We start from the raw sequence: 13,038 nt of genomic DNA, 5'->3' as shown, positions 1-13,038 counted from the left end.
GTCGGTTTTGGCTTGGAAGTAAGTACTTACTTGCGCGGCGAGGAGAGGCGGGCTAGCGTCGTAAGTAGTTACTTACTTGTGGCAGCGAGCTATCGGGAGAGTGCGATGACGACGATCGAGGAGCTGGGGCGGGAGCGCTACCTGCTGCTGGAGACGCGGAAACGGGACGGGAGCTGGGTGGGGACGCCGGTCAACATGGTCGTGGACGGTGGGCGTGGGTTCTTCAAGTCGTACGACGCATCCGGGAAGGCCAAGCGCCTGCGCAACTTCCCGGACGTGCGAGTCGCGCCGTGCACGATGCGCGGGAGGGTCACCGGGGAGTTCGTGACCGGACGGGCTACTTTGCTTGACGGGGAGAGCGCGGAGGCCGAGCGCGCCGGGAAACTGCTCGCGCGCAAGCATCCGCTGCTGCAAGGGCGGCTGGTGCCGGCCTTCCACCGCCGCAAGGGGTATCGGACGCTGTTCTACGAGCTGACGCTGGAGCGGAACTGAGCACCAAGGACACGATCGTGACCGCCGCGATGGACCTGTTCGGGCGGCAGGGCTACCACGCGACCACGATCGCCCAGATCGAGGCGGCGGCCGGGCTGTCGGCGGGCGCGGGCGGGCTGTACCGGCACTTCAAGAGCAAGCGGGCGGTGCTCGAGGAGGGCCTGGAGCGGCAGGCCTCGGCGGGCCGGGAGCTGGTCGACTACCTGGCCGACGGGCCGTCTTCGCCAAACCCACGAGAGCGCTTCCTCGCGGTGGCGCGGGCCGGGCTCGCCCGCCTCGAGCAGGAGCGCGACGTCAACCGGCTGCTGCTGCGCGACCTGGCGTCCTTTCCCGACCTGCTTGACCTCGTACGGGAGCGGGAGCTGCGCCGGACGCACCTGGCCGTAACCTCGTTCCTTCGTGCGGAGCTGCCCGCGGAGCGGGACCCGGAGGCGCTCGCCGCCGTCGTCATGGCCGCGGTCAGCCACTACTGGATCATGGCGGACGTGTACGGCGGCCGGCACCCGCACGAGGTCGACACTGAGCGTTTCCTGAGGGCCCTCGTGCGTCTTGTCGTACCCGAGGGGCAGGATGTGCCGCAGGAAACGTAGGCCCGTCGAGGGGAATTGTCGTGCGCGCGGTGTATCGGATTCTCGCCATGCTGATCGCGGTCGGGGTCGTCGTCCAGGCGGCGGCGATCTCCTACGCCCTGTTCGACATCCTGCACAAGACCGACGACGGCCAGGTGTTCACCAAGGACTCGGCGAACGCCGGCATCGCCGTGCACCAGGTGGTGGGCGAGATGGTCGTCCCGCTGATCTGCCTGCTGCTGCTGATCGTGTCGTTCTTCGCGGGCATTCCGGGCGGGGTGAAGTGGGCCGGGATCACGTTCGGCGTGATGGTCCTGCAGATCGCGCTGGCCTACGCGAGCTTCCCGGCGCCGATCGTCGGTGCGCTGCACGCGATCAACGCGTTCGCCCTGGCCGCCGTCGCCTCGCTGGCGATGCGTCAGGCGCGGGTGGCAGGCGCGCCGCAGGCCGGCGCCGCGGTCGCGGCTTGAAAAAGCCCGTCAAGATCGCCATCGCCGTCGGGGTGACGGTGGCGATCCTCGGACCGCTGGCGTACTTCTGGCAGCGGAGCCTCGTCCCGGCCACCTACGACATGGCCGAGATGGGCTACCCCGACTACGGTGGCGGCCCGCAGGCCGGGCACGTGCACGGCGGGGCCGGGTCGATCAGCGTCGCCACGCTGACCGGGCCGAGCACCGGCGACCCCGAGGTGGCGGTGACGCTCACGGCCCGCAAGGAGAAGGACGGTCGCTACACGCTGAACGGCCAGACCCCCGGCCCGGAGATCCGGGCGAAGAAGGGGCAGCTCGTTCAGGTGACGCTGGTCAACGACAACGTCTCGGACGGCGTGACGCTGCACTGGCACGGCGTCGACGTGCCGAACGCGGAGGACGGCGTCGCCGGCGTGACGCAGGACGCGGTGCAGCCGGGGCAGAGCTACGTCTACCGGTTCGTGGCGCAGGACGCGGGGACGTACTGGTACCACTCCCACCAGGTGTCGCACGTGCAGGTGCGGGACGGGCTGTTCGGGGCGTTCGTGGTGACCGAGCCGGTCTTCGCCGAGGGCATCGACCAGGTCGTCGAGGTGCACACCTACGACGGCCGCCGGACGATCGGCGGGGTGGCGGGGGAGTCGCCGCTGAGCGCCCGCCCGGGCCAGCTGGTCCGAGCGCGGGTGATCAATACGGATGCCGGGCCGTTGCGGGCCTGGGTCACCGGCGTGCCCTACCGGGTCGCGGCGATCGACGGGCGCGACGTGCACGGATCAACCGATATCTCGGATAAATCCGTTACGGTCACGGCGGGTGGGCGCGTTGATCTCGCCTTTACGATGCCCGCGTCGGGGGCAAGAGTGGATGTCGGTGCCGGGGCGGCGCTCGTGGCCGGCGGATTAAAGGCGACAAACGAGCCTAAAGCGGTGCTCGACTTTCTGACGTACGGCACAAAAGCCCCGCTGGGGTTCGACCCCGCCAAGGCGAACCGGAATTTCGACTACCGCATCGGCCGCACGGCGGGCTTCCTCGACGGCAAGCCCGGCCTCTGGTGGTCGATCAACGGGCACCTCTTCCCCGACGTGCCGATGTTCATGGTGGCCGTCGGCGACACCGTACGCATGACGATCTCCAACGACAGCGGCGAGGTCCACCCGATGCACCTGCACGGCCATCACGCCGTGGTGCTCAGCCGCAACGGGGTGGCCGCGACCGGCAGCCCGTGGTGGTTCGACTCCCTGGACGTCGGCGACGGCGAGACGTACGAGATCGCCTTCGTCGCCGACAACCCCGGCATCTGGGTCGACCACTGCCACAACCTGAAACACGCGGCCGACGGGCTGCTCGCCCACCTCGCCTACACCGGCGTAGCCACCCCCTACAAAATCGGCGACGTAGCCGGCAACCAGCCCGAATAAGCCGCTCCGCCCGTCAGCAGGCGATGACTCTTGGGCGACCCGTCGACCCGCGGGGCCCGAACGCGCCTCGAAGGGCTGTGACCGGCAGGGCGCCCGTCTTCAACGCGGACGGCTCGGCGAGGGTGGCACGTCCGGGTCGACGCCGTTGCATTCGCTAAGAAGCAACGGGGAACTCGGCGCGAGTGCTGGTGCCCGTGATCTTGAGGTCCAGCTCGCCTTCCAGCGCACCGGCAAGGCGGTGCAGGAGGGGAAGCGTTGGTGTAACCGCGCCGCCCTCCAATCGGGAGATCACGGTCTGCAAAGTCGTGTCTGGCGAGGGCCGCATCGCTGGTAGTGGGCTCGCGCGCACAACTTGTCATCAGCTGGTGGTGCTGTGTCGGTCAATCCTCGTCAGAGGTACATGCCGGTCGCGGGCGGTGTGGTGGGCACGGTGACCGGCTTGGCGCCGGTCCTCAGGGCGTACAGCTCGGCGAGGGTGGCGCCGTCCGAACCGATGCCGCCGCCCGAGCCCAGCCAGGCGGCCGCCTCGGCGTACGGCAGCCGGCCCACCTCGATGCTGGCCAGGCAGCGCCCCGGGCGGATCACCGCGGGGTGCAGCGTGGCCAGGTCCTCGTTCGTGGTGATCGCGATCAGCGCGTGCCGGCCCTGGCCGAGCAGGCCGTCGGTGAGGTTGAGCAGCCGGGACAGCGACTGGCCGGCGCTCGCCTTCGCCTCGCCGCTGACCAGCTCGTCGCAGTCCTCGAGCATCAGCAGCCGCCAGCGCGGCTCGTCGTCGTCACCGCTGCCCAGCGCCACGCTCATCAGGTACGCCGGGTCGCTGAACAGCCGCTCCGGATCGAGCACGCAGTCCACCTGGCACCACGACCGCCACTGCTGCGCGAGCGCCCGCAACGCCGTCGTCTTGCCGGTGCCGGGCTCGCCGTGCAGCAGCAGAAGCCGCCCGGGCACGACCGAGCCGTCCAGCGACATCAGCCGCTCGAGCGTGCGCGCGACCGGCCGCGAATAGTTCGCCTGGATCTTCTCCCAGGGCGCCGCGTCGATCTCTCGCTGCACACGTCGCGGTCCGTGCGGACCGAAATGCCAGAATCCGATGGGTACGCTGTCGTCCGCCGGCGCCGGTTCCTCGACCGCGTTGGCCGTGGCCGCGTCCAGCACCGACTCGGCGAGCTCGGCGCTCACGGCGGTGACGGTCACCCGGGCCCGGCGGCTCTGCTTCCAGCGCGTCACGTGCAGCGTCCAGCCCTCGCCGACGGCGAGCCGGCCCTGCGCGTCGTCCTCCACCGCGTCCCGCAGCAGGCGGGCGTCCTCGGTGGTCAGCGGCGCGTCGGCGCGTACGTTCTCCAGGTATTTGCTGCGGCCGTACGGCTCCCGCCCGGTGACGAACGCGTCCAGGGCGAGCAGGTCCACCACGTCCACCAGTCGGTCGACATCGTCGACCGAACCGGACAGCGGCAGCGTCGTGGAAGCCGGGGGCGTGACCGCCGGCTCCACGGCGCGTCCGGCATGCCGGTCCACGGACTGATGGGGTGTGCGCATAAGGCCATGATCGGCCATCGATGTCCGGGTGGCAGCCTATTTTCCCGAGGTTGGTCCGATCGGGACTGGGCTCAGGCGTTGGTCTTGGTCAGCACGAACACCGGGATGACGCGGTCAGTCTTCTTCTGGTAGTCGGCGTAGTCGGGGTACGCCTCGACGGCCCGCTGCCACCAGATCGCACGCTCGTCGCCGTTGGTCTCGTGAGCGACGTAGTCGTGCTTGTCCGGACCGTCCTGGAGCTCGACGTGTGGCTCGGCGCGGACGTTGTAGACCCAGACCGGGTTCTTCGGTGCCCCGCCCAGCGAGCCGACCACGGCGTACTGGCCGTCGTGCTCGACCCGCATCAGAGCGGTCTTGCGCAGCTTGCCGGTCTTCGCGCCACGCGAGGTCAGCACGATGACCGGCATCCCGCGCATGCTGGTGCCCTCGGCGCCGTTCGTGGACTCGATCTTCTCGGCCTGATCGCGCGCCCAGCCGGACGTGCTCGGAGCATATTCACCACTCAATGGCATGCGATCACCTTAGGCAGGTCGGGGCGGCTTCCTGGCGAGAGTTGCCTCACCGGCGCGCGAGGAATTTTATGCAGACCGCGTCGGTTCGCGCGGTCACCGCAGGCCGGCCACCGCGGCGTCGGTGCCGCCTCGCCACAGCACGCCGGCCTCGGCGAAGCCGGCCACCCGCAGCGCGTCGACGTGCCAGAGCGCGGGCGGCGTCCACTCCTGGTCGTGCGAGACCGAGGGGTAGATGCGCTCCCGCTCGATCACCTTCGGCCCGAGGACCTCGTCGGCCGCCGCACGCCGCCACCACTCCGCCCACGAGGTGGCCGCGCCGGACTCGTACCGCTCCTCGCGCAGTTGCCGCCCCCGCGCCCGCAACCGTTCGGAGAGCGTGGGCAGCGACTCCTCCGGCATGTGGTCGGCGTTCACGAAGATCCCGCCCGGCCGTAGCACCTCGCGGATCTCGCCGTACAGCGTGGCTACCCGTTCGGCCGGCAGCCAGTGCAGCGCGGTGGCGGTGAGCACGGCGTCGAACGCGCCCGGGTCGCCGGCCTCGGTGGAGAAGGTCTCGCCCGGCAGCTTCGCCCGCCAGCCCGGGTCGCCGAGGTCGGCGTCGATGATCGTGGCCCGCCCGGCGAGGGTGGCGCCCGCGATCGTCAGCAGCACCGGGTCCTGGTCGAGGACGGTCACCTCGGCGTCCGGGAAGCGGGCCAGCGTGCGCAGCGCGATCGTGCCGGTGCCGCCGGCCAGGTCGAGCACCCTGGGCGCCCGCCCGTCGGTGACCGCGTCGACCGCGGTGAGCATCGCCGCGAAGCGCTCCTCCCGGTCGGGCATGAATGCCGTCTGCTGACGGTCCCAGCTCTCCTGCCAGATGTAAGCAGTCATACCCTCTACGCTAGTTACCTGGCGGGCTCGTCTCAAGCCGGGCCGCGAATGCCATGAGGTCCCGCCGCTCGATCGCCGCCGCCATCAGATCGGGGAACGCGTCGGGCGTGCACGCGAACGCCGGCACGCCCAGCGCCGCCAGCGCCGCCGCGTTGTCGTGGTCGTACGCCGGTGCGCCCTCGTCGGAGAGCGCCAGCAGCACCACCACCTGCACCCCGGCCGCGGTCATCTCGGCGACCCGGCGCAGCATCTGCTCCCGGACGCCACCCTCGTACAGGTCGCTGATCAGCACGAAGATGCTGTCCCGCGGCCTGGTGATCAGCTGCTGGCCGTACGCGATGGCCCGGTTGATGTCGGTCCCGCCGCCCAACTGGGTGCCGAACAGCACCTCCACCGGGTCGCTGAGCTGGTCGGTCAGGTCCACCACGGCGGTGTCGAAGACGACCAGCGACGTGCGCAGCGACCGCATCGAGGCGAGCACCGCCGCGAACACCCCGGAGAACACGACCGACGCCGCCATCGACCCGGACTGGTCCACGCAGAGCACGACGTCCCGCTGCACGGCGGTGGTCCGCCGCCCGTAGCCGACCAGCCGCTCGGGGATCACGGTGCGCAGGTCGGCCTGGTAGTGCCGCAGGTTGGCCCGGATGGTGCGGTCCCAGTCGATGTCCGCGTGCCGGGGCCGGTTGATCCGGGACGCCCGGTTGAGCGCGCCGCTGATCGCCGCCCGGGTCTTCTGCGTGATCCGCTTCTCCAACTGCTCGACCACCGACCGCACCACCTGGCGGGCGGCCTCCTTGGTCTTGGCCGGCATGACCCGGTTGAGCGAGAGCAGCGTGCCGACCAGATGCACGTCCGGCTCGACCGCGGCCAGCATCTCCGGTTCGAGCAACAGCCGGGTCAGGTCGAGCCGCTCGATCGCGTCGGACTGCATGACCTGCACGACGGTGCTCGGGAAGTACTCGCGGATGTCGCCGAGCCAGCGGGCCACCTTGGGCGCCGAGCCGCCGAGGCCGGCCGAGCGCTTGCTGCCGCTCGTCTCGCCCTCGCCGGGCGCGCCGGAGTCGTAGAGGGCCGCCATCGCGGCGTCCATCTGCCCGTCGCGGCCCTCGGCCTTGCCCAGCGACTCGTCGGCCGGTCCGCCCAGGACCATCCGCCAGCGCCGCGCCCGCTCGCCGGATGAATCGGTCATAGCTCCCTCCCCAGCAGCAGACGAAGGGTCGGCATCACAAGATCTGCCCGCGAGTCGTCGAAGCCGAGGCCGTTCGTCTCGGCGCCACCGGGGCGGCCACCCGCGATCCTCTCGCCGATCGCCCGTCGCTCCCCGGCCTCGAAGGCGCCGAACGTGCGGCGCAGCAACGGCAGCACGGCGTCGAACGCGTCCGCCGGGATGTCCGCCAACCACCCGTCGAGCAGGTCGAGCAGTGCGTCGTCGTGCACCAGCAGCAGGCCGCCGCCGGCCAGGAATCCCTCCACCCAGGCGGCGCCGTGCGCGGGCGGCGTGCCCACGGTCAGCGGCAGCCGCAGCCGCCGGCGCGCCTCGGCCGCGTCCAGCCGGCCCGCGTCCAGCAGCAGCCGGGTCAACCGCCCGGCCAGCAGCCCGTGCAGGTCGGCCCGCCCGGCTACCGACGCCAGCGTGCTCAGCCAGCGTGCACGGGCGTCCTCGTCGTCGAGCAGGCCGATCGCCGCGTGCACGCCGTCGATCCGGTCGCGCAGGATCTTGGCGGCCTCGTCGGAGAGCGAGCCCACCGCGGACGGCAGCCCCGCATACACCCGGCCGAGCAGGCTGGTGGTCACCGCGGCCAGCCCGGCCACGTCGGTACGCCGGACGTCGCCGTAGCGCAGCGTGCGGGCCAGCGCCGGGATCGCCGCCATCAGGTGCCCCACGTCGGCGTCCAGCGCCGCGCGCGCGTCGAGCGCGGCCAGCACCGGCGGGTACGCCTCCGCGAGGTCGGCCAGCAGGCAGGTCTCCACCAGCCCGGTCACGTCGGCAAGCGTCTCCGCGTCGGCGGCCGCCCGGGTCAGCTTCGCCGTCGCGGCGGCGGCCACCGTGGTGCCGAACATGCTGCCCTCGACCAGCCGTACCGCGAACTCGGGCTGCCAGCGCAGTTTCCACTCCTCGCGGAAGGTGCCGGTCGAGGCCCGGCCGGACGCGGCCGGCTCGCCCCACGGCACCCCGATCACGCGCAGCCGGTGCAGCAGGCGGCTGCGCCTGAGGTCGGTCTCCTTGCGCAGGTCGAGGTCGAGCGCCCGCTCGAGAGCCTCCGGCTTCAGCCGCACGGTGCGCTGCTGGGCGGCCAGATCCTTGGCGAGCGGCACCGCGGGCATGTCCTCGGGCACGCCGCCGAGCCGTTCGCCGACCACCAGTCGTTTGTTGATCAGCTCGACCCGCAGCGGCTCGGCGTCGCACATGACCGCCTCGGCCGCCTCGGTCACCTCGGCCAGCCCGGCGAGCGGCCGGCCGCGCAGCGTGGCGAGCGCCTCGGCGAGCCGGGTGGCCTCGATGACGTGCGCCGACGAGGTGGGCACCCCCTCGGCGCGCAGCACCCCGGCCGCGTCCACCAGCCATCGCGGCACCACCTCGTCGGCCGAGGTGAACAGGTGGTGGTACCAGCCCGGCGAGCGCACCCCGGCGCCGTAGCCGGACCAGGAGGCCAGCCGCCCGTACGTCCACGGCACCCAGGTGAACGCGACCTTGCCCTTCTTCCGGCCCCGAAGCAGGTCGGTGTCGTCCTTCTGGGTCACCTTGCGGGCCAGCGCCGGCACGTGCCAGGCGCCGCAGACCACCGCGATCTCGTCGTGCGTCTTGCGCACCTCGCGCAGGACGGTCCGCATGTACGCCTCGCGGACCAGATCGTCGGGGTCCTCCGGGGAGTCGTCCCGGATCGCGGTCATCGCCTCGGCGATCGCCTCGAAGGCCGGCATGCCGCGGTGCTCGACCACGTCCTCCCACCAGCGCTCGGGATCGTCGTAGCCGGCCGCGTTCGCCAGCTCGCCGATCGGGTCGACCGGGCGGCTCAATTCCTGCGAGTCGGATCTATCCAGCCGGAAGGCGAACGGCAGGTCGAAGAACCGCACGGGAACGCCCGCGGCCACCGCCCAGGTGAGCGCTTGCCACTCCGGGGAGAAGACCGCGAACGGCCAGAAGGCCGCCCGCCGTGGATCGTCGGGCGCATATCCCAGGAGCGCGACCGGCGGTTCAAGATCGGCATGACGAACCCACTCCACCAGGGAATCGGCCTCCGGCGGCCCCTCGATCAGCACGATCGACGGCGGCCGGCGCGACAGCTCCGCCACCACCGCCCGGGCCGAGCCCGGACCGTGGTGCCGAATCCCGTAGAGCCGCTCAGGCATCGCGGGCGGCCCGATAGAAGTCGATCCAGTCGGGACGCTCGCGGACGACGGTCTCCAGGTATTCCCGCCAGACCACGCCGTCGGACACCGGGTCCTTCACCACCGCGCCGACGATGCCGGCCGCCACGTCGCTCGCGTGCAGCGTGCCGTCGCCGAAGTGCGCGGCCAGCGCCATCCCGTTGGTGAGCACCGAGATCGCCTCGGCCGTGGAGAGCGTGCCGGTCGGCGACTTGAGCTTGGTGCGTCCGTCCTCGGTCAGCCCGCCACGCAGCTCGCGGAAGACCGTCACCACGCGCCGGATCTCCTCGATCGCGGTCGGCACCGCGGGCAGGTCGAGCGCGGCGCCGAGCTCGGCGACCCGGCGCGCCACGATCTCCACCTCTTCGTCGGCCGAGGCGGGCACCGGCAGCACCACCGTGTTGAACCGGCGGCGCAGCGCGCTGGACAGCTCGTTCACCCCGCGGTCGCGGTCGTTGGCCGTGGCGATCAGGTTGAACCCGCGCTGCGCCTGCACCTCGGTGTTCAGCTCGGGCACCGGCAGCGTCTTCTCGGACAGGATGGTGATCAGCGCGTCCTGCACGTCGGACGGCACCCGGGTCAGTTCCTCGAGCCGGGCGATCGAGCCGGTGCGCATGGCCCGCATGATCGGGCTCTCCACCAGCGCCGCCTCGCTCGGCCCCTCGGCGAGCAGGCGGGCGTAGTTCCACCCGTACCGGATCGCCTCCTCGGCGGTGCCGGCGGTGCCCTGCACGAGCAGCTTCGAGTCGCCGGAGATCGCCGCCGCGAGGTGCTCGGACACCCAGGTCTTGGCGGTGCCCGGCACGCCGAGCAGCAGCAGGGCCCGGTCGGTGGCGAGGGTGGCCACCGCGACCTCGATCAGCCGGCGCGGCCCGACGTACTTCGGCGTGACCTTCGCGCCGTCGCCGAGCAGGTAGGTCACCACGGCGTGGGGCGAGAGCCGCCAGCCCGGCGGCCGGGGCCGGTCGTCGTCGCGGGCGAGCTCGGCCAGTTCCTCGGCGTACTGGTCCTCGGCGTGCGGGCGCAGAGCGGTCACTGGAACTCCTGGAGCATCTCGTGGCGGAAGGTGAGCGTGCGGGCGAGCTCGGCGACCGGCCGCGCCCGCGACTGGTCGGCCGGGTCCTGGTCGAGCTGGGCGGCGAGGCGGCCGACCGGGTCGGCCCACGCCGGGGGCATGGCCAGTGCCGCGGACCGGCACAGCTCGCCGAGCTGCCAGGTGTGCCGGTCGGTGCGGGCGCGGTGGGCGATGGTCTCCAGCACCGCGGTGGACAGCTCGTCGGGCCACCGGCCGGGGTGGATGGAGAGCAGCCGGTGGGCCATGCCGTCCTCGCGGCGCAGCGCGTCGGCGGCGAGCCGGCCGAGCTCGTCCGGCGGGATCACCAGGTGCAGGTCCCACCGGACCGACTCGCGCAGGGCGGCGGCCGCCTCGTCGATCAGCGCGGTGGCCCAGGCGGCGTCGCGCTGGGCGATGGCGGCCTTGGCCCAGCCGTGCAGCAGCGCCGACTCCCAGTCGTTGCCGCGGGCCAGACGCAGCATGGTGGCCGGGTCGGACCAGGTGTCGAGCGGGGCGCCGGCCAGCGTCTCCTCCAGCAGCCAGGCGCTGACGCCGAGGCCGCGGGCCGGGGTGGCGGCCATGCCGTCGCGGCGCATGCCGGTGTCGAGATCTTCCGGCGGCGTCACCAGCAGCCAGCCGTTCGGGTCGCGCCGGACCGCCGCGGCCGCGCGCTGCGCCATCCGCTTGCCGAGCGACGAGCCGGGCAGGCTGCGCAGCAGGTCGAGGGCGGACTCGCGGACCTCCTTGCGGCGGTCGTCGAGGGCTTGCTCGAGGAACGGCTCGTCGGCGAGGCTCAGCCCGGTCGCGAGTGCGGCCACGAACCGGGCCCGATCGTCCGACGACTCGTGCGGCCACGACCGGGTCAGGAGCGAGAGGCCGCGAGCGGGGTCGGCCCGGCGCAGCTCGATGAGGTAGCCCAGCCGTTCCCCGATGGTGCCGGTCTCCCAGGCGGCGCCGGTCTCCCCGGCGGTGGCCGCGACCGTCTCGTCGCGCAGCCAGCGCCAGTCGCCCCGCATCCCGGCCAGCCAGGCGCCGCGCCGGCCGGCGACCTGGGCCAGCGCCGGGCGGATCAGCGAGTTGCGCCGGCCCGCGTCGAGCAGGGCGGGCAGCACGACCGGGGGCACGTGGCCGCCCTTGGCCGCGGCCGCCTCCAGCCACTGGGACAGCAGCTCGTGCGCGATCTGGGCGCCCCCGGGCACGCCGTCGCCGAGGATGCGGATCAGCCGGGCGCCGGACGCGGCGGGCAGCGGGGGAGTGATCTCGGCGGGAGCGGCGGGAATCGGCGCATGCCCGTGCGCGGGCGTGACGCCGGCCCGCCGCCGGGCGAGGGCGACCGCGGCGGAATCCAGCAGGGAACCACCCGACCAGGGGCGGCGGTCGGTGCCGACCAGGGCGGCGGCCAGCAGCTCGGGCGGCATCTCCGGGTGCCGTGCGGCGCCGGGATCAGGCACCGGCACGCCGGCCGGCACGAAGCCGCTTGCCACCCAGGCGGCGAGCGGCCGCAGGCCGGTGGGCGACCACTCGGCGGCCACCGTGGCGGGGGTGGCGCCCGCCGCCGCGAGCAGCCACCACGGCTCGCGATGCCCGGCCGCCAGCGGCAGGGCGGCGCCCGACTCGTCGACCAGCCAGCCGTCCTCGCTCGGGGTCACCCCGCCGAGCAGGACGGGCGCGTCGGACCGCCAGGGCTCGGCGGCGACCGTGCCGGCCCAGCCGGCGAGCGCCTCGGCCGGCCGCTGCGCGCCATCGGGCTCGGCGAACGGCTCGGCGGCGCTGTGCCGCTCGGCGACCAGGGCGCGCAGCGGCGCGGCGCCGGGGTAGAAGGCCAGGTCGGCGCGGAACTCGGTGCCCGGGACGAGATCGGACACCAGCGGCACGCCGGGCGCGGCGAACGCCAGGACCAGCGCGAACCGGCCGGTGGCGGCGCCGCGCAGCCAGGTGCGCCGGGTGGTCAGCGCGCCGTCGTCGGCGTCGACCTGGCCGAGCACCTGCCAGCGGTCGGCGACCCGGGGGCCGGCCAGCACGTCGTCGGTGGCGACCGGGAACCCGATCCGGGAACGGACGGTCGCGGCCAGCTCGGGCGGCAGCTGGTCGAGCCGCTCGTACCCGGCGACCAGCAGGCGCAGCAACGCGAGCTCGCCGAGCAGGCGGTCGGCCCACTGCGGCCCCACACCGGCGATGCCGCCGAGCCGGCGCACCGCGTTCGCCGCGGTCGGGGCCTGGGCATCCACCAGCCGGGCGGCCATGACGTCGAACGGTTTCGGCCCGCTGCGCTGGGAGCCGGCCAGGCCGTGCCGCACCTGGTCGTCGAGCCAGCGGCTCAGCTCGGCCATGCCGCCCGCGACGCGCTCGGCGCGCTGCTCCACCCGCTTGGCCGCGGCCACCGGGTCGGGGGGCCCGGCGGGACTGCGCCGCCGCGCCGCGGAGGCGGCCCGCGCCGCCTGCCACTCGCGAACGAACGCCGGCGCCTCGGCGGACGACACATCGGACTCGGCCCACAGCAGGAGCAGGCCCAGCGCGTGCTTGCAAGGGATCTTGCGGCTCGGGCACGAGCACCGGAACGCCGGCCTGGCCAGGTCGGCACAGACCTGGTAGCCGCGGCACACTCCCCAAAGGATCTCGTCGAGCCGGCCGGACGCCGCGAAGGTGAGGCCGCGCGCGGCCTTCACCGAGGCGGCGTCGGGGGCCAGGGCCTCGACCTGGGGAACGGACCATCGCTCAACGGGCACGGGCAAACCCTAGTCGCGC

The 13,038-nt window shown here is 73.1% G+C and carries 11 protein-coding genes; 4 read left to right on the top strand and 7 right to left on the bottom strand.

The annotated features are described in order from the left end of the window. The first annotated feature begins 105 nt into the window (after positions 1 to 105). The 4 genes from ODJ79_RS15495 to ODJ79_RS15480 are packed head-to-tail and all read left to right on the top strand — an operon-like array spanning position 106 to position 2,949. Positions 106 to 492, top strand: coding sequence for a PPOX class F420-dependent oxidoreductase (locus ODJ79_RS15495; protein WP_263024141.1), 387 nt, complete (start codon positions 106 to 108; stop codon positions 490 to 492). 17 nt (positions 493 to 509) lie between these two features. Continuing rightward, positions 510 to 1,082: a TetR/AcrR family transcriptional regulator gene (locus ODJ79_RS15490; protein ID WP_263024140.1), complete on the top strand. Its 573-nt coding sequence runs from the start codon at positions 510 to 512 to the stop codon at positions 1,080 to 1,082. 20 nt (positions 1,083 to 1,102) lie between these two features. Further along, positions 1,103 to 1,531 (top strand): hypothetical protein, encoded by a 429-nt coding sequence (locus ODJ79_RS15485; RefSeq protein WP_263024139.1) that lies wholly within the window; start codon positions 1,103 to 1,105, stop codon positions 1,529 to 1,531. Continuing rightward, complete coding sequence (locus tag ODJ79_RS15480; protein ID WP_263024138.1) at positions 1,528 to 2,949, top strand: multicopper oxidase family protein; 1,422 nt, start codon at positions 1,528 to 1,530, stop codon at positions 2,947 to 2,949. Before ODJ79_RS15485 ends, ODJ79_RS15480 begins: the two co-directional genes overlap by 4 nt. Before the next feature lie 390 nt (positions 2,950 to 3,339). Here the strand turns inward: ODJ79_RS15480 and ODJ79_RS15475 are convergent, their stop codons facing one another. The 7 genes from ODJ79_RS15475 to ODJ79_RS15445 all read right to left on the bottom strand — a co-directional run bounded on the left by ODJ79_RS15475 (position 3,340) and on the right by ODJ79_RS15445 (position 13,019). After that, positions 3,340 to 4,485 (bottom strand): DUF5925 domain-containing protein, encoded by a 1,146-nt coding sequence (locus ODJ79_RS15475; RefSeq protein ID WP_263024137.1) that lies wholly within the window; start codon positions 4,483 to 4,485, stop codon positions 3,340 to 3,342. 71 nt (positions 4,486 to 4,556) lie between these two features. After that, a complete protein-coding gene (locus ODJ79_RS15470; RefSeq protein ID WP_263024136.1) occupies positions 4,557 to 4,997 on the bottom strand; it encodes a nitroreductase family deazaflavin-dependent oxidoreductase in 441 nt (146 codons plus the stop codon). Positions 4,998 to 5,090: 93 nt separating this feature from the next. Further along, entirely contained in the window at positions 5,091 to 5,867 is a 777-nt protein-coding gene (locus ODJ79_RS15465; RefSeq protein ID WP_263024135.1) for a class I SAM-dependent methyltransferase, read from the bottom strand. Positions 5,868 to 5,877: 10 nt separating this feature from the next. After that, positions 5,878 to 7,059, bottom strand: a complete 1,182-nt coding sequence (locus ODJ79_RS15460) for a VWA domain-containing protein (RefSeq protein WP_263024134.1) — start codon at positions 7,057 to 7,059, stop codon at positions 5,878 to 5,880. After that, the gene (locus ODJ79_RS15455; protein ID WP_263024133.1) at positions 7,056 to 9,221 is read right to left on the bottom strand and encodes a DUF5682 family protein; all 2,166 of its coding nucleotides are present in this window, start codon (positions 9,219 to 9,221) and stop codon (positions 7,056 to 7,058) included. The genes ODJ79_RS15460 and ODJ79_RS15455 overlap by 4 nt, the downstream gene beginning before the upstream one ends. Then, complete coding sequence (locus tag ODJ79_RS15450) at positions 9,214 to 10,275, bottom strand: ATP-binding protein (protein WP_263024132.1); 1,062 nt, start codon at positions 10,273 to 10,275, stop codon at positions 9,214 to 9,216. The genes ODJ79_RS15455 and ODJ79_RS15450 overlap by 8 nt, the downstream gene beginning before the upstream one ends. Further along, positions 10,272 to 13,019: a DUF5691 domain-containing protein gene (locus tag ODJ79_RS15445; RefSeq protein WP_263024131.1), complete on the bottom strand. Its 2,748-nt coding sequence runs from the start codon at positions 13,017 to 13,019 to the stop codon at positions 10,272 to 10,274. The genes ODJ79_RS15450 and ODJ79_RS15445 overlap by 4 nt, the downstream gene beginning before the upstream one ends. Positions 13,020 to 13,038 lie beyond the last annotated feature (19 nt).

This window comes from Actinoplanes sp. KI2 (assembly GCF_025630775.1).
Classification (GTDB): domain Bacteria; phylum Actinomycetota; class Actinomycetes; order Mycobacteriales; family Micromonosporaceae; genus Actinoplanes.
The sequence above is the reverse complement of the archived record's forward strand: the minus strand, read 5'-3'. Positions and strand labels throughout refer to the sequence as shown.

Excerpts from the sequence above, each read along its gene's own strand:
- ODJ79_RS15495 (WP_263024141.1), top strand. The coding sequence starts at position 106 with ATGACGACGATCGAGGAGCTGGGGCGGGAGCGCTACCTGCTGCTGGAG.
- ODJ79_RS15475 (WP_263024137.1), bottom strand. The coding sequence starts at position 4,485 with ATGCGCACACCCCATCAGTCCGTGGACCGGCATGCCGGACGCGCCGTG.
- ODJ79_RS15470 (WP_263024136.1), bottom strand. The coding sequence starts at position 4,997 with ATGCCATTGAGTGGTGAATATGCTCCGAGCACGTCCGGCTGGGCGCGC.
- ODJ79_RS15465 (WP_263024135.1), bottom strand. The coding sequence starts at position 5,867 with ATGACTGCTTACATCTGGCAGGAGAGCTGGGACCGTCAGCAGACGGCA.
- ODJ79_RS15460 (WP_263024134.1), bottom strand. The coding sequence starts at position 7,059 with ATGACCGATTCATCCGGCGAGCGGGCGCGGCGCTGGCGGATGGTCCTG.
- ODJ79_RS15455 (WP_263024133.1), bottom strand. The coding sequence starts at position 9,221 with ATGCCTGAGCGGCTCTACGGGATTCGGCACCACGGTCCGGGCTCGGCC.